Source organism: Soonwooa purpurea (genome assembly GCF_053891095.1).
The window spans coordinates 30056-52541 of the sequence record NZ_JBSSMA010000002.1 but is presented as its reverse complement, the minus strand read 5'-3'; the positions used below and the strand labels follow the sequence as shown (position 1 = coordinate 52541).

The following is a 22486-nucleotide window of genomic DNA, read 5'->3' as shown; positions in this document are numbered from 1 at the left end:
AATGATTAAATTCCTCGACCTACAAAAAATAAACCTATTGTATCAACAAGAAATAGAAGAAAAATTAATCAATGTTTTTCGTTCGGGTTGGTATTTAATGGGCGAAGAAGTAAAAAACTTTGAAAATAATTTAGCTCACTATATAGGAGCAAAACATACTATAGGTGTAGCAAATGGTTTGGATGCTTTGCGTCTGATTTTTCGTGCCTATATCGAACTTGGTTTCATGAAAGCAGGCGACGAAGTCATTGTTCCTGCAAATACATATATTGCGTCTATCTTAGCCTTGTCAGATAATGGCTTAATTCCTGTTTTGGTAGAACCTGATGACAAAACATTCAATCTCGATATTGGTAAAATAGAAGCGGTAATTACAACTAAAACAAAAGCTATTTTGATTGTACACTTGCAAGGACGGGTCGTATTTAATGAAGATTTAAAAAATATTGCAAGTCAACATCATCTTAAAATTGTCGAAGATAATGCCCAAGCAATTGGTGCCGAATGGAACGAAAAAAAATCGGGAAATTTAGGCGATGCTGCAGGATTTAGTTTTTATCCTGGGAAAAATTTGGGTGCATTGGGCGATGCTGGTGCTGTGACGACAAACGATGATAACTTAGCAAAAGTTATTCGTGCGATTGCGAATTATGGGTCGAACCAAAAGTATGTCAACATTTATAAAGGGTTAAATTCTCGTTTGGATGAATTACAGGCAGCTGTTTTGGATGTGAAATTAAAATATATTGACGAAGAAAATGAAGCGCGCCGAAAAATTGCAAAACGTTTTATTTCTGAAATTAAGAATCCGAAAATCATTTTACCTGAAAATCCATCTTATGAGAAAGAACATGTATGGCATGTTTTCGTCATACGTTGTAAGAACAGAGATGATTTACAAACTTACTTAACAGGGAAAGGAATTCAAACCATTATTCATTATCCTATCCCGCCTCATCAGCAGCAAGCATATCATGAATTGAAGAATTTGTCATTTCCAATCACAGAAAAGATGCACAAAGAAGTATTAAGTTTACCAATTTCATCTATTTTGACAGATAATGAGGTAAATGAAATTATTAAAGTTGTAAATGAATTTTAATGGAGACAATAAATCCATTAGTTACTATCATCGTTGTATCTTATAATCAAGGAAAATACATACGAGAAAATTTAGATAGTATAAAATCTCAAACTTATTCTGAAATAGAGTTGATTGTTGCAGATGATGCATCTACAGATGATTCTATTGAAGTTTTTGAATCTTGGATACAAGAAAATAATTATTCTGTAAAGAAAAATTTTCATACTAAAAATACAGGTTTAGCGACAGTTCTTAATGAATGTATAGATTTGGCGACAGCGAAATATATAAAGATTATTGCTGCCGATGATTTTTTACATCCAAAATCTATTGAGAAATGTGTAAGAAAATTAGAAGAGTTAGGTGAGGAGTTTGGGATGGTATTCTCTGATACATTTGCAATTAATGAAAACTCGAAAATAATTGCTGATATAACAGATTATAATAAATTCGGAAATGTGTCTCCAGAATTATTTAGAAAAGAATTGGTAAGAGGAAATCGTATTGCAGCACTAACTGTTTTAATGAGATTAGATGTTGTCAAAGAAACAGGTTCTTATGATTCCAAATTTATTGTAGAAGATTATTATCGATGGTTAAAAATAAATCAAAAATATCTAATAGCTTATATTCCTGAAAAGTTAGCTTATTATAGACAACACGAGAATAATATTTCTAAATTAAAAGCAGAAAAAATTAATCAAGAAGATTTAATGCTTAGACTAATGTTTGATGAAGAAGGAAATATGAAGGATGAAATAAATATGAAAATCTTTTCAAAATATATCAATAATATAAAATTAGATAAAGATTTAATCGAATTGTATAAAAATTATCCAAATAATATTAAGCGTTTAAAATTAGCTCTTAAATATAATATTCCTACTTTTTTATATAAATTTGTTTCTAAAATAATGTAGATTAATTATTCTTGTTTTTTAGGTATATAAATATTTAGTACAGTTTTTTAAAAAACTAACCAATTCATCAAGCTGTTATTCGGTCTATTTTTCGTTCTCCTCTTCTAATGGTATTTGATAGAGATGTAATAAATCTATTTTATAAAATCAAGATTACTTAAGCTGTTGAATAAATTAAGATTATTTAAAGTCTATAAATATTTGTAATGAATACACCATTAATATCGGTTATTGTTCCATGCTACAATCAAGCACAATATATGGACGAATGTCTGCAATCTGTTTTAGATCAAACCTATCACAATTGGGAATGTATCATTGTCAATGACGGGTCTCCTGATGATACAGAAAAATTTGCTTTGAAATGGACAAAAAAAGATAGTCGTTTTATTTATTTAAAAAAGGAAAACGGAGGTTTGTCATCTGCTCGTAACGCAGGTATAGAAGTAGCAAAAGGCGAGTGGATTTTACCATTAGATTGTGATGATAAAATAGGTTCTCAGTATTTAGAATTAGCATCTGCTCAATTTGATAAAGATTATACTGTTATTTATTGTGAAGCCAGATATTTTGGAGAAGTTAATGCAGAATGGGAGTTGAGTGTCTATTCTCTTAATAGATTAGCTTATAGTAACATCATATTTTGTAGTGCCTTTTTCAGAAAAAAAGATTTTATAAAAGCTAATGGATATGATGAAAATTTAATATATGGATTAGAAGATTGGGATTTTTGGATTTCGCTTTTAAAAAGAGGAGAAGCTACATATAAATTAAATTATTTGGGATTTTACTATAGAATAAAAAAAACTTCAATGTTGAAAGATCTTCAAAACGAGCGTTTAATATTAATGCAAAATCTTATATTCAAGAAGCATATTGACTTCTTTTTAAAAGAAAAAGGAACCTATCATGAAAACTTAAAAAAGATTGAAAACTTAAAAAAAGAATCAACTAAATTGCGAGGTTTATACAAAAATTTATTATTCAGAATTTTGATAAAATTAAAATTATTGAACTAAAATGAAAGTTTTTACAATTGTAGTTATATATAATGGTTTAAAAAATAATTGGATTCAAAAATGTTTTGATTCAATTATGAAAAGTAGCATACATTCAGAAATCATAGCAATTGATAATAATTCAAATGACAATTCAGTTGCTTATATCAAAAAAAACTACTCAGACGTTTATTTGATAGAAAACAAAGAAAATAAAGGCTTTGGTGGAGCTAATAATCAGGGTATAAAACTAGCATTAGAACTTGGAGCTAAATATTTTTTTTTACTAAATCAAGATACTACTGTTGACAAGAACACCATCGAGAATTTAATAAATATTAGTAGAAATAATTTAGATTTTTACATATTAAGTCCAATACACAGAAATGGACAAGGGGATAGACTTGACTTCAGTTTTTCAAAGTCTGTGGCGCCTCATTTATGTGAAGATTTTTACTCAGATTACGTATTAAATCAGAAAAAAAAGGACATTTACGAAGCAGAATTCATATGTGCTGCAGCTTGGCTGTTAACCTATGATTGTATAAAACGTGTAGGAGGATTCAGCCCTACTTTCTTTCATTATGCAGAAGACGACAACTATTGTCACAGAGTTCAATATTATAATGGAAAAATAGGCGTTGTACCCAACTCATTTATTAATCATGATAGAGAATATCGACAATCATCAAAATATGACACACCCTTAGAACATCAAAAAAGACAGCTTTTACTTTGGTCATCTAATCCATTAAAAAAAATCAGCATTAAGAATTTAAAAAAACAATTTTATAATAAAAAATTGAAATATTGGATTCTTAACGATAAAATAGAATACCGAAAAGCTAACGAAATCTATACATTTTTGAGTGAAAATGAAGTAAAGAACAATGATAATTATAAAAAAAGTATTTCAAACTTAGATTACGTATTTTTATAATATGATTACCATCTTCACGCCAACCTACAACCGCGCTTACATTCTTCCGACATTGTATCAATCCTTGTTGGAGCAGTCACACAAAGATTTTGAGTGGTTAATTGTCGATGACGGAAGTACAGATAATACGGCGCAATTGGTACAACAATTTCAAGAAAAGGCAGATTTTGAAATACGTTATTTTTTGCAGGAAAACAGTGGAAAGCATATTGCGATTAATCATGGATTAGAAAAAGCCAAAGGCGATTTATTCTTCATTGTAGACAGCGACGATTTCTTATCAAATGATGCCATTGATAGACTTACTGCTAAATATGGCCATATAAAAGACAACAAAAACGTCGCCGGAATTGCCATTGGCTGTCGTTCTATAAAAGACAAAAGCAAAATTATCTACTCAAAAAACCTTCCGCAGCACGAGATTCTTTTAACCCATAACGAACTCGTTTACCAGTTAGGAATAAAAGGAGATTTTGCTACAGCTTTCAAAACCGAGATTCAGAAACAATATCCTTATCCACATTTTGAAGGAGAAAAATTTTTCAGAGAATCCTACGTCTATCGTCAAATTGGTGAAAAATATAAAACCCTATATATTGATGATCCCATCTATTTTGCGGATTATCTTGAAGACGGCTTAACTGCAAAATCTTGGCAGTTATTAAAGAAATCACCGAAAGGCGCCTCATTATTTTTCAAAGCATTAAGCAAGGAAAAAATCCCTTTCATAGCTAAATTGAGTGCTCTTAACGCGTATTGGGATTTCCAAATCAATGACATCAAATCACCTTGGACTGAGAAATTAAAAGGCATTTCGATTCCGTTATCCATACTTGTTTTAATCAATAAAAAATTAAAATTTTATAAATTATAAATTGTTTTAATATTTTTAAACATTATTAAAGACTAAAACTGTAAAAACCAAGATCAAAAAAACACACAACATTGAAAATCACCTATCTCTATCCTTCTTTGCATTATCCAGGTGGCATTTCCCGCATCCTTACCCTCAAGATGAATTATCTTGCAGATGTACTTGGACATGAGGTTAGCATCGTTACCTATTCACAATTTGACAAAGGTTTCTTTTTTCAACTTTCGGAGAATGTTAAACAATTACATCTCGACATAAGACGCAATACTGTTTTTAATGGAAATTTTCTATCAAAAAAAATCCAAGAAAGACAATTTTTAAAACAGTACAAATCCAGTCTGGAATTATTTTTAAAACAGAATCCTCAAGATATTCTTATTACAACAACTTTTGGTTCAGAATATAAGTTTCTGTACAAACTAAAAGATAAAAGCAAAAAAATTGGTGAGTTTCATTTCGCTTTTAACAAATCGCCACTTTCAACACTTAAAACATTAAAAGACGTCAAACACCCGAAAGATATTCTGGATGTTATGGCGCGTCGATCTTATATTAAAAGCATTCGTGGTCTTGATCATTTTGTGTTGTTAACCAAAAGAGATCTTCAATCTTGGCAAAAATTATTTCCAAACACCAGCTATATTTCCAATCCTATTTCTTTGTCAACCGATAAGACAAGTTATTGTACGTCGAAAACCGTGTTGGCTGTTGGACGATTTCATTATCAAAAAGGATTCGATTATCTCATAGACGTTTGGCGCCAAGTTTCACAAAAACATCCAGACTGGCAACTAAGAATTGTAGGCAATGGTGAAGAAGAAAACAAAGTTAGAAATCTGATAAAAAAGTACAATTTAGAAGATTCCGTCACAATTATTTCACCTTCTCTACAAGTCGATTTAGAATATCTCAACAGCAGTATTTATGTAATGACTTCCCGATTCGAAGGTTTGCCTTTGGTCCTTATAGAAGCCATGCATTTTGGGTTGCCTTTGGTGTCTTTCGACTGCGAGTGTGGCCCAAGTGATCTTATCGAAGATGGTATTAATGGCTACTTGAGCCAAGTTGGTGATACTTCTACACTTGCAGACCATATCAATCATTTAATCGAAAATCCTAGTTTACGAAAACAAATGGGAGAAGCAAGCCGTGAGAAATCTTTCAATTATCAAGTAAAACCTATTTTAGAACAATGGGACAATTTATTCAAATCCTTAATTAATAAAACACAATGATTCCAAAAATTATTCATTATTGCTGGTTTGGTGGTAAACCAAAATCAGAACTTGCAAACAACTGTATAGCAACCTGGAAAAAATATCTTCCTGATTACCAATTTATGGAATGGAATGAGGAAACTTTTGATGTTAATATAAACCCATTTGTAAAGGGAGCGTTTGAAAAAAAGGATTGGGTATTTGTTGCCGATTACGCCAGAGTATGGGCTATTAACAAATACGGAGGCATCAATCTAGACACAGATATGGAAGTGCGAAAATCTTTAGATGAAGTTTTAGATTCTCGTTGTATTTGTGGTTTTGAAATGATCAGGAAGCCTTTTTCTGCATTTTTTGGTGCAGAAGCTAATCATCCTTTTGTTAATGATATGCAAGTATTTTATGACCAACAAGATGAATATAAATTAGTAATCAGTACAGAAACTTTTAATAAGTTTCTTATCGAAAAATATGGAGCTAAGCCTAACTTAGACGAAATACAGCATCTAAAAGAAGGCATTACATTATACCCTTCCAACTATTTTTCGGCAAATATTCCTGTTAATTTTGTGGTGCATCACTACGAAGGCAACTGGATTAAAGAGCACAAGCACTTCTACTCACAATTTGTTAACTCTTATAGTATTGTCAAACAATTTGTTGAAAACAAAAATGCTAAAGAAACTATAAAGCACTTAATTCACCATCACAAAATATATACACCTGACCAGATTTTAGATCAAATACCGCTCACTTATATTGTTGAATATGTTAAAAATAAGTTATTAAAGCGTTTAAAACTTAAAAAATAAATTAAAATATTAATCCATTTTTATCTCTTTCTAAAAAGCAGAATGTAAATTTGCAACACAATATAAGCTAAAAGAAAGTATTAATGAATTTTAAACCTCAACTACAACATAAAAACATCCTCATAACTGGAGGTGCAGGATTTATAGGTTCCAACTTATGCGAAGTCTTGTTAGAAAATGACGTGTATGTTACTTGCCTTGACAATTTTTCTACGGGTCGTCGCGAAAATTTGGAAGCCATAAAAAACCATCCCAATTTCAAACTGATTGAAGGTGATATCCGCGATTTAGAAACCTGTAAAAAAGCCTGTGAAGGTCAAGAATTCGTTTTGCATCAGGCGGCGTTGGGATCGGTTCCTCGATCAATCAACGATCCTATTACAAGCAACGATGTCAATGTTGGTGGCTTTCTTAATATGTTGGTTGCTGCAAGAGACGCTGGCGTTAAACGTATGGTATATGCCGCGAGTTCTTCAACTTATGGCGATTCGGAGGCACTTCCAAAAATTGAAGAACGCATCGGAAAACCACTTTCACCTTATGCCATTACCAAATATGTGAACGAATTGTACGCGGACGTTTTCAAAAAAACTTACGATTTTGACACCATTGGCTTACGATATTTCAATGTATTCGGGAGAAAACAAAATCCAGGAGGCGCATACGCAGCGGTTATTCCGAAATTTGTGATGCAGTTTATGAATCACGAGTCGCCAACTATCAATGGCGGCGGCGAATATTCTCGCGACTTCACCTACATCGACAATGTTATCCAAATGAATTTGCTGGCCGTAACTTCCGACAATCAAGAAGCTTACAATCAAGTTTATAATGTTGCTTTTGGAGAACGAACAACACTTAACGATTTAGTAAAATATCTTAAAGATTATTTGTCTGAATTCGATTCTAAAATTGGAGAAGTAGAAGTCATCCACGGTGACTATAGAAAAGGCGACGTTCCGCACTCGCTAGCAAGCATCGACAAAGCTAAAAATTTACTAAATTACCACCCTCAATTTTCTATGAAAGACGGGCTGAAAGAAGCTGTGAAATGGTATTGGGAAAATTTAAAATAAAACAATGAATCACAAAATAAGTATTATCGGACTCGGTTATGTGGGGTTACCTTTAGCAAGATTATTTGCAACCAAGTTTCCTGTTGTCGGATTCGACATCAACCAAGCAAGAATTTCGGAACTTCGCCAAGGTATTGATTCGACTTTAGAAGTAGATAACGACGTCCTAAAAAATGCGAGCATAGACCACAAGCCTACTTCCGCAGAAAAAGGTTTGTACTGTTCTAACGAATTAAATGACATTGCAGACTCTAACATCTACATCGTCACAGTGCCAACGCCTGTTGACAAAAACAACCGCCCAGATTTAACACCGCTTTACAAAGCCAGCGAAACCGTCGCAAAAGCTTTGAAAAAAGGCGACATCGTCATCTATGAATCTACCGTATATCCCGGCGTGACCGAGGAAGAATGCATTCCTGTTTTAGAGAAAAATTCTGGATTAAAATTTAACCAAGATTTCTATGCGGGCTATTCTCCAGAACGCATTAATCCTGGTGATAAAGAACATACGGTTGAAAAAATACTAAAAGTGACTTCTGGTTCTACACCCGAAATTGGAAAAACGGTCGATGAACTTTATAAATCAGTGATCACTGCTGGAACCCACTTGGCACCAACGATTAAAGTAGCTGAAGCGGCAAAGGTTATCGAAAATTCACAACGTGACATTAACATTGCATTTGTCAACGAGTTAGCAAAAATATTTAATTTGATGGACATCGACACGCACGATGTTTTGGATGCTGCGGGTACAAAATGGAATTTCCTTCCTTTCAAACCGGGATTGGTTGGTGGACACTGCATCGGTGTTGACCCTTACTATTTGGCACAAAAAGCACAAGAATTTGGTTATCACCCAGAGATTATATTGGCAGGCCGCCGTATGAACGACTCTATGGGACATTATGTGGCAAGTGAAGTCGTAAAGCAAATGCTTAAAAAAGATATCAAAGTTAATCAGTCCAACGTATTGGTTTTAGGATTTACTTTTAAAGAAAACTGTCCCGATGTTCGTAATACGAAAGTAGTGGATGTGATCAAAAATCTTGAAGATTATAACATTAAAGTCAACACCTACGATCCTTGGGCAAATCCCGAAGAAGTCAAACACGAATATGGTATTGAGACATTTTCAACACTTCCCAATCAGAAATATGATGCTGTGGTATTGGCTGTTTCTCATAATGAATTCGAAGCGCTAAACCTCAACACCTTATTAAAGCCAAACGCTGTGATATATGATGTTAAAGGCAAACTAGAGCCAGCAGAAAATATTAAAAGACTATAAACAAAACAGACTCAATATTGAGTCTGTTTTTTGTTTTAACTTCCGAATCTCTTACGGAATATTTTGTAACCTAAATTTGTCGGTAAAGACATTAAGAGGCTTTCTTTCTTCTCTTTTTTGGAAAATGTTGAGGAAAAATAATCGCCTATCCCCAAACCTTTAAGCTTCGAATAGGCTGAATAACTGCGTTTCCAAAGTTCTTCATTTTTTTGAGCTTTCCAATTCATCAACAAAGTCATCGTTTTAAAATTAAGCAAATACTTAAGAATCTGTTCTTTTCTTTCTTTATCTTTTTCTTTTAAATAATACGAATTTATTTTGTTGGCTATCGTAATCCAATTGTCAAAATGAACTTTTTTCCGATTATGAATCACCGAATTGGAATGTAGAAAATAATTATAAGTTTTCTTTCTCAAAAAAGCGACATGTTGTAGTTTTAGCGCCATTTCAAAAGTATGCAAAGCATCTTGCGCATAAAGTCCCTTGGTAAAATATAGTTGATGGTCTTTAAGAAAATCCAAGCGAATTAATTTGTTCCAGCTGGAGACCAAAAATCCACCATCGACTAGACTTTTAAGAATTATTTTGTTCCCAACCAATGCGTCTTGTTTTTCTTTTAGATTAAAAATATCGACTTCTGTATTTTCTGGAAGCTTAATGACTCTCACTTCTCCCATGACCATTTCAGCATTAGTAGCCTCAGCTTTTTCCACCAAATCAGCAATCGCGGTAGCTTCCAAAGTATCATCGCTATCAAGGAAAAATATATATTGGCCAGATGCTTCATCTATACCTTTGTTGCGAACAACAGACAGTCCAGAGTTTTCTTCTAAATCGATTAACTTCCAGCCAGCTAAGCTGTTTTCTTTTATAAAATCTTTAACTAAAATAGCGCTGTTATCGGGCGTACAATCGTTGATAAGAAGCACTTCAACATTTGGATAAGTTTGGGAAATTACCGACTCTAAGGTTTTGATAATAAAATCTTCACATTTAAAAATCGGGATAGAAATGGTTACTTTTTTTTCAGTCATGTTTTTCAATATTTGCAAAATTATCATTTTATTTTTGGAAATCTGTATCTTTGCTTAACACGAAACCATAATGATGATTTTCTTTAAAAATTTAATTTTTGAATTTTCAAATTTCAGCACGTCGACAAGATTTTTGTTAAATGTATAACCTCCAACAATCTTAAAGTTTAACCAACTTAAAATGAACAACATAGACACTACCCCAACTATTTCTGTAGTGATGTCGGCTTACAACGCAGAAGAATATCTTGAGGAAGCAATAACGTCAATTCTCAATCAAACATTTTCTGATTTTGAATTTATTATCATCGAAGATTGCTCTACGGACAAGACTTTAGAAATTTTGGAACATTTTGCCAAGCATGACCCTCGAATAAAAATCATTAAAAAAGAACAAAATAAAGGCACAGCCGGTTTTATAGAAAATCTCAATATTGGCTTGAAAACGGCCAAAGGAAAATATATTGCCCGAATGGATGCCGATGATATTTCGTTTCTAACACGGTTTGAAAAACAAGTTAATTTTTTAGAAAATAATCCTGAGATAGACATTGTTGGCGCAAGCATAGAACTGGTTGACGAAAATACAAAATCTATAGAAACCTGGCATGCGATAGAACATCATGTTGATATTGTAAAACGGATGCCGAAGAAAATTTCGTTGTATCATCCTGTGATTATGTTTCGCAAAGAATCCGTCGAAAGTTACCGCGAAAAAGCTTTTTTTTGTGAAGATTATGACTTGTATTTCAATATGATTGTCGCTGGAAAAAAGCTTGCCAATCTTCCTGAAGTTTTGTTGAAATATCGCATTTTAAAAACCTCTATTTCACGAAAAAAATCAAAGTTTACGAGATGGTTATTTGTTGAAAAAATAAGAAGCTTTTACAAAGAACATGTTAGAACGGGCGCTGACACGTATCAACAATTTGATCCGGATAATTTTTTGAAAGTTTTGGATCTGGATTTTAAAAATGATAAAGCGGATTTGCTTTTTGCATTAAGATGTTCCATTTCATTTAACACCAAAGAAGAAACTGAGATTTTGTATAAAAAGATAGGTTTACAATATCCTAAAACCAATTTGCTAGGCTATCATATAATTGACAAATTAGCTTTTAAAATTAAAAAGCATTTGATAAAACTAATAGGCTAAAATGATGGACATTATCATAAAATCCTTTAACAGACCACATTATCTCGATCGTTGTTTGTCTTCTATCCAACAAAATGTTACGGGAAAATACATTATCAATGTTTTGGATGACGGGACGCCAGATGTTTATTTACAGAAAATACAGCAAAAATTTCCAGAAATAAAGCTTCTTAAATCCTCTCAATACAAGTCTAAAGTTGACGCTATTCAGCAAAATTTAGAAACAGGCGCAACAATAGATGGCTTTGCTATTCCTACTGAACTTTGGTATAACAGCGTAAAGTCCTCCTCAGATTATGTTTTGGTCATAGAAGATGATGTTTGGTTTTCATCTGACGTCGATATTGATGTGTTGGTCGATGATATGAAGACGTATCAAATTCCCCTTTTAAGACTTGGCTGGCTTGGAAACTATACTGAAAATCAATATTGCGAAATCAAAGCTTTGGCCGCAAATATTACATCTGTAATCCCAAAAAAACTCTTTACATCGAATAAATTCATCATGGATTTGTTCTTTTATAATCGTTTTAAATTTTTCACAATACTTTATAAACTTGGTTTAACTGATAATTACGCCAAACAAAAATATTGGAGTATTAATTCCATATTGATGGGATTGTATCGAAAAGATTATTGGCTGGCCATCTGGAAAGATGCCCACGGAAAAGTTGATGAAAAGCAACAATTGCGAAATGCAGCCAGTTGGTATCATCATAATAAAAAAGCAGTTTTTGCAAGAACCAATCAAGAAGTTTTAAAAACAACTTTCAAATCGTCAGCCACAGGATCTTATCATAAATACGCAGATCAATTTGATGTTAACCGAATGAATTTTATACTTAATGAAGCTTGGTTAAATAATGATTTTGATGCCATGGAGAACTATCCGAAAGATTTTTCTGATGATTATATAATGTATTTTTTAGATAAAGCCAATCATCCTGCCGCACAGTCTACAGAATGGAAAAAATGGGCAAATCAATTTAAACAACAATATCGAGATATCGGTGCGGAAGTGGATTAATTTTTATATTTTCAGTTGCTTTTGTAGAGCATTATACAGTACGAAAAGAATATAGCTTAGTCCAAATAATAGCGGAATATAATACATAAACTGAGACATCGAAAAGTCTGAGAAAATTGGCAAAAATCTAAAACGGCCGTTCACCACAAATAAAATCATCGAAATTTCTCCAGTAAAAATTATAATCTTTTTTAATACTGTTGGACTTGCTTTTTCCAACCAATTAAAAGCTTGGATTAACAATATGCTGATTGCTAAAAAGCTTAACGGAAAGATGATTTCAAAAAACTGAGAAAATATGAAAACAATTCCTGCGGCAAGAACGATCCATTTATCAAATGTTTTAATTTTAAAATGTGCCATAGCAATACCCAAAAACACTTCGGGCAAATGCCCAAAAACACTTCCCAATATAGTAAAATGTGTTCCTAAAGTAAAATAATAAATGGGGTAGATAATGACATAAGATCCTAGAAAAACCAGCCAAACTTTTTCTTTTTGGAAACGAGTTATGATTTTATAACATACCGGAAATATAGTATAAAGTTGTATAACTAAAGCAAAAAACCAAAACGGACCCGTAAACATCCCATACAAATACCAATCTGAAAAACTACTAATCGTAGAGCCTAGTAGAAAGCTTTTCTTAGCGATATCATAAAGCGACATTGGATTGCCTACAGCCACGAAAGAACAATGCAAAAAGCGATACCAAAAAACATTAAAAAATAAATCTTCTTTAGCCTGCGCAAAACAAATTGTGTAACACTTTGACTATTCTTACTAAACTGAATACTTAATCCATAAGCGCTAAAGAGAATGAAAATCTGCACGCCATAATGCCCAAGGAATCCGAATACTGAACCTATCCAATTATAAAAATCAAAACTCACCAAATGTTTAATAAACAATTTAACATTAACAGCAGAAAAACCAGCTTCATTTTCCAAAGCAAATTCTGGTAATGAATGAAAATAATTGTGAAAAACAATCATTAAAATCCCAATACCTTTAAAGAAGTTGGTTTCAATTTTACTAAATAAACCTTGCATATTATTTTTTGAGTTCGTTAAAAGGAATTACTTTCCCGTTTTTAAGAAATTTTGCTTGATCATTTTTATTTGACTTGCTATTCTGCAATCCCATTAATCCTAAAACCAAATCATAAACAATCGTTGATGATGTCTGTCTAGTCTCAACCCCTGGTTTTCGCAATGCTTCTGGAACCTTACTGCCATACCAAACAAAAAGAGGAATCATGTTCGCTTCTTGCGATGGTGCATGGAAAAACTTTTCGTTCGTATAGGCTTGTCCATGATCCGAATAATAAAGTACTGCACTATTAGTATCTCTAAGATCTTCAAAAACTTGTCCAAGCAAATAGTCGGTATAAGCAATGGAATTATCATATTCGTCCAAGCTATTTTGATTTTTAAAAATAGTATGTGTTTTTGGATAATTATGTTTTGCATCGGCGTGCGATCCTAACAAATGTAGAACAATAAGCTGTTTTTCTTTATTTTTTATTAATTTTTTAAATTCAGGAAGCAGGTAGCCATCATGGCTATCTTCGGTCTTTATTAGCTGATGGGCATTGTAGGCTAATATATGCTCGGGCTCGGACTTGGATCCAGTTATCCAATAAGTTTTTCGATTAAAATGTCTTCCTACATTAATGATATTATCTGCTATATCCCCAAAATTGTTTTGTGCATAAGTATCCATACTAATACTGCTTAAGCTGAGAGGTACAGCTTGAAATGTGACAAAAGCAGGCGAAACCGCATCCGTATAAAGAAACATATTTGATTTTTCTTTATCTTCAAATGGCGTTGTTTTTCTCCCATAGCCATAGAGCGACATATTTTGCTTTCGAGCAGATTCTCCAACGACAACAACAACTTTATCAATTGCATCATAATTTATCGTTTTAGATATTAAGGAAAAATCAGGCTTATATTTTTTAACAGCCTGTATATCATTCAAATAGTTAATCCCTTGATAAAATGAAGGAAATGTTTGAAAAACAAATTTTGGCTCTATATAATGAACGCCATAACCAGGATGGGTAATTCTATACGCCTCTATATCCCTCTTTTCTTTAAAAGCCCAACATATTGGAATTACAATCCAAAGTATCGAAACAACATAAGCTAAAGTATTGATTTTAATAACCTGACTTAGTTTCTCTATAAAAACACTAAAAAAAACAATATATATTAAACTGAAAAAAATAGGAATATAAAAAGTAGAAGAGATATTACTAGCTTCCTTATATGATGTTGACATTATGCTATATGCCATTTCCCTATTAAATATTTCTTTATAAACATAAAATACACTTGTGGAAATCAACACGTTAACAAACATTAACACGACAAAAATATAAGCAACATATTTTAGATATTTACTTTTTTTTATTAATAGCGCTAGGAAAAAACTAAAAGAGGCAAAACCCAATGCATAATCAACACTATGTCGCGTAATCTGTATATTATTATGCCAAGGATAAGAATTGGTTTTTATGTTTAGGAATAAATAAATTGCCAATAACACCAGAAACAAACCTGCTAAAAGACAATAATTTAATCTTTTTCTTTTCATTAATGTTTATTTAGAGGCAAATATAAAATTTTTATTATACTTGTTAACAGCTTTGCACAATATCCCATTTATAAAAATATAGATTCTAAAAGTCAAGATACTGATTTCCAAACATCCAAAGCCTTTAATCATAAAATCTATTGCAAGTATTTTATAAACTCCGAAGGCGAGCTCCCGACATAAGCTTTAAAAACCGTGGCAAATTTCGAATGTGACGAAAAACCAGCTTCTTCGGCCAAGACGTTTATTTTGTAATGTCTATAAGTTGGGTTGTCATTCAGCTTTCTAACGATATAATCTATTCTCAAATCATTGATGTACTTATTAAAATCCTTGCCTTTATGTTTTTTAATAATATAAGACAGATACTTGGTATTAGTTTCTATAGCTGCTGCTACATAAGGTAAAGACACTTTTCGCTCGAGATAATGTTTTTCTTTTTCGAAATCGCTAAGTTTTTCCAAAAGTTTCTCTTCGGCTTCAGGAGGCATTAGTGCAATTTCTTCTTCTTTGTCGGCTATTTTTTCTATTATCGTGCTAACGGAAACGTCATTTTTATTGTCATGATGTTGCTCTTCGAGTTGTTTTAAAATGCTTTTTATTTTCTGAATCTGTTTTTGCTTTTTCTTTTTGTAATACAAGAAAAAAACAACTACCAAAACAATTAAACCCACAGACAACAAGGCGTAGATAAGACTTTGTTTTTCCGCTTTATCCTTATATTGTTTCTCTTGTTTTATGATGGTACTACTTAACGCGCTTCTATCATTTTTGTTGATGCTGTCATTTAGAGCGGTGAACAGTTCAAAGTATTTTTTGGAGTCTTCTGTCTTTTGCAATTCCAAATAGGATTTTGAGAGGCTTTCAAAAAGAACTTTCCTAAGCTGCGGAAAACTTGCTTTTTTCTCCATAGCAAGTCCAAGTTCTGCATATTCTACGGCTTTTTCATAATCTTTTTGTTCACTATAAAAATAACCTAACTCATTTAGTAAAACCACTTTTTCTACCAAGGGTACTGGTTGGGTATTATGAATTTTGTAAGCTTTTTGATAATAGGTTCCCGCCAATTGTTGATTGCCAGACTTCAGATACTCATTAGCCAAAATCATGTAAGAATAAGCTATCAGACTGTATTTTTTAGAAATATAAAGATTATCTGTTTCTGTTATTTTATCTGCTGCCGCTATACTTTTTTCTATACTCGCAAAAATCGAATCTTGAGGAGCACCACTTTTTATAAAAAGACTCGCCAGGTTACCATAAATAACGCCTAGAGCATGTTGCTTGCCATTGCCTGGTTCTATTTTATTCGCATATTCTAAAGCTGAAGCATATACATCTTTGGCTTTTTTTAAGACGCCCAACTCCGAATATGCGCAAGCTTTAAGCCTGTATATGTGCGACATTTTTTCATAATCTTTGATCTCTTCGCCAACTTTTAGAAAGCCGTCATCCAGATTGATAACTTTATCATAATCCGAACTATTAAAATAAATAATAGCAAGCGTATGCCCCACCCGCGTCACAGCATGCTGATAGCCAATAGCTTTACCTTCTTTATGGATTTGATTCAGAATCGGAATCGCTTTCTCTGGATTATCAGAAGTCACATAATGAAGCGCCTTTTCAAAATCTTTATTGATTTTTTCCATACCAATACTTTGTTGCCCAGACACCACAACAAAGCAAAACATAAAACAAAGTTTATATAAATGATACACAATTGAATTCTTATTTAGAATAACACCCACTTACGACCTATTACAATTAACAAAACACCAAAAATTTTCATTCTTTATTAAAAAAAATATCAAAAAATTAAATATTAAATCCTGATATAACAATCTCATAAAGCTAGTCTAAAAATAGATAAAACAAATGTAAAAGTCAAGATATACCTTGATATTCTTCAAAAAAAAGTCGAATCCCGTATGAAATTAAGTCAAAAACAAGCTCTTTTTAATACAAAAGAATCATTTCAGGCTGTATATACTTCATACATCGCACTCATAAAAAACATTTAACAAAGAAAACAACATCTTGATTATCAGTACATAAATCGAAAAATCATTTTTAAATTACAGAAAACGGATAGGTGAAAACTTTTTATTCTTATGTAATTTTCATTAATTGCCGATAATTATTGAACTAAAAATTAAAATCACAATATTTTTATCACAATTTACAACCAAATCAACAAAAACAATCTGTTCTAAATAATAAATAACAGCTTAAAAAAATCAAAAACGATATACAACTCTAATACTCTAAATAAACAATGAGAAAAAATTCCTATTTAAAAACACTTGCTATTTGCTCCGCACTATTGACAAGCAGCTATGCATTTTCGCAAGAGGTTATCTACCAACAAAATTTTGATGGTAACAATGGAAACTTTACAAATACAATCGTATCCGCAACAACGCCTATCAACGGTTGGCTGGCTAGCTCAACAGCAACCCAATATGGCAATTACCGACACCTTTGGAATTGGTCAGACGACGCGAGTGGAGGCAACGATATTGTAATGCCTATTTCTGGAAAATCTCTGGGCATGGGCTTCTTCAATGCCAACAGTCCTAATGTAGCTCATCAGGCATTCAGAACTTGGGATGGCGAAGAGCCATCAGCAGGCGCTTTCTATACAACACGTTGGGCACATGTTGGCGTATCCACTGCTGGTTACGAAAATATAACAGTAGAATTCAAATGGCGATGCGTAGGAGAAGTTGAAGACGATATTGTGTACGATTATGGCACCATCAACACGTCTATCAATGGTGGATCAACTTGGCTGATGGACGAGTCTGGAGGACAAGGCGGACAGACCAGCGAGCATGGTACATTCGCTAGCGGACTATACTATGGAAACGCAGAAGTAAAGACCACCACCCTTACACTACCCGCTAACCGAGCAGATCAACCTAACTTCCGACTAGCATTTCGTATGGTGGTGGATGAAGGATACGGAAGTGGTGGCGGATTTATCATAGATGATATCATTATAAGAGGTACAAAAATCCCAACTGCCGGAACATTAGAAGTGAATAAGAACAAGCTAAATGCTTACAAAGACGGTGAAAACTTTGTGGTAAAAACCAATGCTTCTAACATTAAAGAAATCAATCTGTATGACATGAGTGGCAAACTTGTCACAAATCTTTCTGATAACAACAACAAAGAAGTTCGCATCAACGCCAATCCTTTAGCAAAAGGCATTTATATCTTAAAAGCCAAATTAGAAAACGGCGAAGAACTAAGCCAAAAAATTAAAAACTAACTATACTTTTCTATATGAAAGAATCCCTGAATACAAATTTTCGGGATTCTTTCTTTTCTATTGATGATGCCATTTTAAGACACCATCACAATCCACGTACTCTAAAAACACAAATCCTTAGGCCATGTCGAACATTCTATCTTCTAAAATCCTAAAAAAACACTTATTGCTTTTGTTTTGTTACTCTCACTTTCTAGTTGGGGGCAAACAATTATCTATCAACAAAACTTTGATGGTAATAATGGAAATTTTACAAATACAATAGTATCACAATCAACACCAATTAATGGCTGGCTGGCCAGTTCAACATCAACTCAATATGGGAACTACCGACACCTTTGGAACTTCTCAACATTAGGAACTGGGAATTTTGCACCAATTAATGGTAGATCTCTTGGAATAGGATTTTACAATGGAAACAGTTTAAATTATACCAATACGCCATTTAGGACTTGGAATGGAACTACTAATATAAACGCCTTGACAACAAGGTGGGCTCACGTTGGTGTATCTACAGTTGGCTATGAAAATATTACGGTAGAATTCAAATGGCGATGTACGGGAGAAGTTGATGGAGGAATTATTTATGATTACGGTACAGTCAATACTTCTATAAATGGAGGAGTCAATTGGGCTATGGATCAAACGGGGGGACAAAGTGGACAAACTAGCGAGCATGGGATATTTGCTAGTGGACTTTACTATGGAAATTCAAATGTGCAAACCACGACTTTGGCTTTAGATGCAACTAGAAGTAATCAAGCAAATTTTAGGTTAGCTTTTCGTATGGTTGTTGATGACGCATATGGTACAGGTGGTGGATTTATCATAGATGATATTATAATTAGAGGAACTCCGATTTCATCAGACAAAACCCTCAACGTTTCCAACGCTTATATAGGAGCGAGTCACGCAAATGGCTCACACACCATTGCCAACAACACCTCTGTAACCGCAACTTCAGGAACAAGACCAGGCTATAATGTTACCGGATGGACTGGAACTGGAAGTGTACCTGCCACAGGAACAGGCGACACAGCAAACTTTACCATTACTCAAAACTCTAGCATTTCTTGGATTTGGGAGCAATTAGCGGTTAAAAATCTACAATTCCACAACTACGGCGGAACAGAACAACTGGCTTTCAACAACAGTAGAATAGACACCAATACACCAAAGTTTAGATTAAGCCATCAAGCAGAAGAAGCCAACGAGTATCAAATAGAAATCAATACCAATCCAACATTCGCTGGTGGGACAAATTGGGTGCAAAATTTTACAGGAACATTCAATACCAATACAGAGAATAACTTCACAATCACGAATGCATTTTCGCCCTCTAATAATACAAGCTATTATGTAAGGGCAAGAGCTAAAGCTTCAGTTAATAACGAATGGAGCAACTGGACAACCGAAACCTACAGTTTCACTTATCAAACGCCAAAAACCAATCCAGATTGGTTCCAAACCACACAAGCACAATTCCAAAGCAATAGCCTTTCTGGAGTTATAGCCGATGCAAGTCATGATGTAATTACCGCATCAGGAGGAAATCGAGTGGTGAATGGGAGTTTTTCTGATGCCTCTGGTACTGGATGGACTTCTTATAAGTCTAATAATAATTTAACAATAGATCCTTATAGTAATGATTGTGCGAATTGTCCATCAGGAACTACTCGAAATTTAAAGTTCACTACTTGGAATGCTAATACCTCAACTGGTAATTTATTAGTGGTATCACAAGCAATAGACTTAACAGCAGTTGATCAGATTACTTATAATGCTTCTTCTTATTATAATTCGGGCAATAATGCACCTTCGGCAAAAATTTCAAATTTACAATTTATAATAGGCGGTGGTACTAATAATGAAATTGGTGATGTGCTTCACACAACTGAACAAGCATTTGCGGCTGGAAATTATCAGTCACATAGTAATAATGATGCTAATATTATTATAAATACTTCAAGTTATTCTGGAGTTCATATAATTAAATTTGTCGTTAAATTTACAGGAGGTAACCAATCATCTTTAGTTAGTTTTTATGTAAATAATGTCAAAGCAGAAGCAGCATCCGCTGGCACCATCACTTCCACGCCGATACATTTGGCCTCGGTTCAGGAAGCAACGGCTTACCAAGGCATTACATGGAACCAAAGCTTGGGCGGTGGCACTTTAGCACTCAAAGTTCAAAGTTCTACAGATGGCGTTAACTTTTCCGATATTGCTGGTTATACCAATATTACAGAAAGTGGTGATGGCGAAAAATTCTTCGATCTATCTGGGCTTACACCAGCTCCGCCACACCTTCGCCTTGTTGGCACGCTAGATGGACAAAATGTAAAAATGCACGACTGGGCTGTAGCTTTCGTTAAAGAATTGCCATGCGACAAAACTTGGACAGGTGCAACGTCAACAGATTGGCATACGCCAAACAACTGGTTACCAATTGGCGTCCCAACAAATAAAAACTGCGTCAAGATTCCAAACACTTTTAACAAGCCTGTCGTATCTAGTCTTGCAACAGCATTTGCACAAAGCTTAGAACTTCAAGAATTTGCCAATTTAAAAATTCTCTCTGGCGCTAGTATTAGCATAAAAAACGAAATCACAAATCATGGCGACGAAAGCAACTTCGTGATAGAAGACACTGGAAGTTTGGTGCAGGAAGAAAATCTTAGCAATACAGGAACAATAACCTATAACAGAAATACAGCACAAGCCTGGGCTAAAGACTTTATCTATCTGGGTTCACCAGTTAGCAACGCTCAGTTCTCTCAAATTAGTAATGAGCCAGGCAAAAACTTTGGCGCGTTTTACCATTGGCTTTCAAGCCCAACACCTGGCGAAGCTGGAAAATGGAGCTCTGCTATTGCTGGCAACTCTGTCAACACAATGACTGCAGCACAAGGCTATATAGCTAGAGTTCCGAATAACTGGACTGCAGCCACGATTTATAAAATGAATTTCAAAGGCATTCCGAACAATGGTGATATTACAATTCCTTTTAAAACAGGAACCAGACAGGATGTCGTTTCTACAAACGATGTCAACGAAGCCTACCAAGACAAATGGGTATTGTTGGCCAATCCTTATCCATCTGCCATTGATGCTTTAGAAATGTTAAACTTACAAAGCAACAAAGATTTACTTTTTGATTCTGGCAATCCTAGCAATCCATACAATAGTGACGGTGCTCTATATTTTTGGAACCACAAAGATGGGACAGGCGCTATGCAAAACCCGTTCTACAACAATGGCACCAATTACAGCTCCGACCCTAGCAACCATTATATTGTAAAAAACTTCACAGGAACAACACCTATAGAAACACCAATTAACAATAGTACTTCTGGAAACTGGAATGGCAAGATACCTGCCGCCCAAGCTTTCTTCATAAGAGGGAAAGAAAATGCAGATGGTCATTTTAGCTTCACCAACAACATGCGTGTAACAGGGGAAAATGACTCTTATTATAAAAACAATGAGAAACATAGATTCTGGCTGGATCTCACCAAAAAAGACAATAACAAATCTGCGCAAACACTTATTGGATATGTCGATGGTGCAAGCAATGGATTAGACTTCATGTATGATGGCTTATCCATGGACAACGATCTCGATATCTACACCAACATTATGGGCAAAAATCTTTCTATACAAGGGCGAAGCTTACCATTCGACAGCCAAGATATTGTGACATTGGGCTATACTGCACCGCAAACTGGCGCCTATCGCATTGGACTTTTCCAAACCGAAGGTCTATTCGCGCCACACGGCATTCAGACTATTTATTTAAAAGATAAAAGCAATGGCATCATACATAATCTAATCGATGCACCTTACGAATTCGTGACCGATACAGGGCGCTACAATGATCGTTTTGAAATCGTCTATGAGAAGGCAACATTAACCACAGAAAACATACAAAAAACACAGTTAAACATCATATATGACGATTTACAAAAACGTTGGCTGATCCTATCACCACAACACAAGATTTTAAAAATTGAAATTTATGACTTATCTGGAAAACTCATTTGGATAAAAAAAGCGCTTAATACCACCGCGTTCTCAATTCCGTACCGTCATGTCAACCAAAAAACAGCTTTAATAAAAGTCCATACGGATAATGTTGAGGTCGTTACCAAAAAAATCATCAATCCTTAATAC

General features: G+C 33.8%; 18 protein-coding genes. 13 read left to right on the top strand and 5 right to left on the bottom strand.

Annotated elements, in window-relative coordinates:
- The first annotated feature begins 1 nt into the window (after position 1).
- The 9 genes from ACVFVN_RS02095 (at position 2) to ACVFVN_RS02055 (ending at position 9212) form a co-directional block, all read left to right on the top strand.
- Positions 2-1102 (top strand): DegT/DnrJ/EryC1/StrS family aminotransferase, encoded by a 1101-nt coding sequence (locus ACVFVN_RS02095; protein ID WP_456233978.1) that lies wholly within the window; start codon positions 2-4, stop codon positions 1100-1102.
- Positions 1102-2004 carry a glycosyltransferase family 2 protein gene (locus ACVFVN_RS02090; RefSeq protein WP_456233977.1) on the top strand — a complete coding sequence of 301 codons (903 nt, stop codon included), beginning with the start codon at positions 1102-1104 and terminating at the stop codon, positions 2002-2004. The genes ACVFVN_RS02095 and ACVFVN_RS02090 overlap by 1 nt, the downstream gene beginning before the upstream one ends.
- 206 nt (positions 2005-2210) lie before the next feature.
- Positions 2211-3023: a glycosyltransferase family 2 protein gene (locus ACVFVN_RS02085; RefSeq protein ID WP_456233976.1), complete on the top strand. Its 813-nt coding sequence runs from the start codon at positions 2211-2213 to the stop codon at positions 3021-3023.
- A gap of 1 nt (position 3024) precedes the next feature.
- Positions 3025-3942, top strand: coding sequence for a glycosyltransferase (locus ACVFVN_RS02080; RefSeq protein ID WP_456233975.1), 918 nt, complete (start codon positions 3025-3027; stop codon positions 3940-3942).
- Position 3943: 1 nt separating this feature from the next.
- Entirely contained in the window at positions 3944-4816 is an 873-nt protein-coding gene (locus ACVFVN_RS02075; RefSeq protein ID WP_456233974.1) for a glycosyltransferase family 2 protein, read from the top strand.
- Between the two features lie 71 nt (positions 4817-4887).
- Positions 4888-6051 carry a glycosyltransferase family 4 protein gene (locus ACVFVN_RS02070; protein WP_456233973.1) on the top strand — a complete coding sequence of 388 codons (1164 nt, stop codon included), beginning with the start codon at positions 4888-4890 and terminating at the stop codon, positions 6049-6051.
- Entirely contained in the window at positions 6048-6845 is a 798-nt protein-coding gene (locus tag ACVFVN_RS02065) for a glycosyltransferase family 32 protein (RefSeq protein ID WP_456233972.1), read from the top strand. Before ACVFVN_RS02070 ends, ACVFVN_RS02065 begins: the two co-directional genes overlap by 4 nt.
- 83 nt (positions 6846-6928) lie before the next feature.
- Positions 6929-7921 (top strand): SDR family oxidoreductase, encoded by a 993-nt coding sequence (locus ACVFVN_RS02060; protein ID WP_456233971.1) that lies wholly within the window; start codon positions 6929-6931, stop codon positions 7919-7921.
- Positions 7922-7925: 4 nt separating this feature from the next.
- Entirely contained in the window at positions 7926-9212 is a 1287-nt protein-coding gene (locus ACVFVN_RS02055; protein ID WP_456233970.1) for a nucleotide sugar dehydrogenase, read from the top strand.
- Between the two features lie 35 nt (positions 9213-9247).
- Here the strand turns inward: ACVFVN_RS02055 and ACVFVN_RS02050 are convergent, their stop codons facing one another.
- Entirely contained in the window at positions 9248-10246 is a 999-nt protein-coding gene (locus tag ACVFVN_RS02050; RefSeq protein WP_456233969.1) for a glycosyltransferase family 2 protein, read from the bottom strand.
- Positions 10247-10427: 181 nt separating this feature from the next.
- Here ACVFVN_RS02050 and ACVFVN_RS02045 point away from each other — a divergent pair, with 181 nt between their 5' ends.
- Positions 10428-11402, top strand: coding sequence for a glycosyltransferase (locus ACVFVN_RS02045; protein WP_456233968.1), 975 nt, complete (start codon positions 10428-10430; stop codon positions 11400-11402).
- Position 11403: 1 nt separating this feature from the next.
- The gene (locus ACVFVN_RS02040; RefSeq protein WP_456233967.1) at positions 11404-12429 is read left to right on the top strand and encodes a glycosyltransferase family 2 protein; all 1026 of its coding nucleotides are present in this window, start codon (positions 11404-11406) and stop codon (positions 12427-12429) included.
- 3 nt (positions 12430-12432) lie between these two features.
- Here the strand turns inward: ACVFVN_RS02040 and ACVFVN_RS02035 are convergent, their stop codons facing one another.
- The 4 genes from ACVFVN_RS02035 to ACVFVN_RS02020 all read right to left on the bottom strand — a co-directional run bounded on the left by ACVFVN_RS02035 (position 12433) and on the right by ACVFVN_RS02020 (position 16685).
- Complete coding sequence (locus tag ACVFVN_RS02035; protein ID WP_456233966.1) at positions 12433-13116, bottom strand: hypothetical protein; 684 nt, start codon at positions 13114-13116, stop codon at positions 12433-12435.
- Positions 13107-13481: a hypothetical protein gene (locus ACVFVN_RS02030; protein WP_456233965.1), complete on the bottom strand. Its 375-nt coding sequence runs from the start codon at positions 13479-13481 to the stop codon at positions 13107-13109. Before ACVFVN_RS02030 ends, ACVFVN_RS02035 begins: the two co-directional genes overlap by 10 nt.
- Before the next feature lies 1 nt (position 13482).
- Positions 13483-14733 (bottom strand): phosphoethanolamine transferase, encoded by a 1251-nt coding sequence (locus ACVFVN_RS02025; protein ID WP_456233964.1) that lies wholly within the window; start codon positions 14731-14733, stop codon positions 13483-13485.
- Between the two features lie 437 nt (positions 14734-15170).
- Entirely contained in the window at positions 15171-16685 is a 1515-nt protein-coding gene (locus tag ACVFVN_RS02020) for a helix-turn-helix domain-containing protein (protein ID WP_456233963.1), read from the bottom strand.
- A gap of 626 nt (positions 16686-17311) precedes the next feature.
- Between ACVFVN_RS02020 and ACVFVN_RS02015 the strand changes: the two genes are divergently transcribed.
- Both ACVFVN_RS02015 and ACVFVN_RS02010 read left to right on the top strand, forming a co-directional pair.
- Positions 17312-18313, top strand: coding sequence for a T9SS sorting signal type C domain-containing protein (locus ACVFVN_RS02015; RefSeq protein ID WP_456233962.1), 1002 nt, complete (start codon positions 17312-17314; stop codon positions 18311-18313).
- 177 nt (positions 18314-18490) lie between these two features.
- Entirely contained in the window at positions 18491-22483 is a 3993-nt protein-coding gene (locus ACVFVN_RS02010; RefSeq protein ID WP_456233961.1) for a hypothetical protein, read from the top strand.
- Positions 22484-22486: the final 3 nt, after the last annotated feature.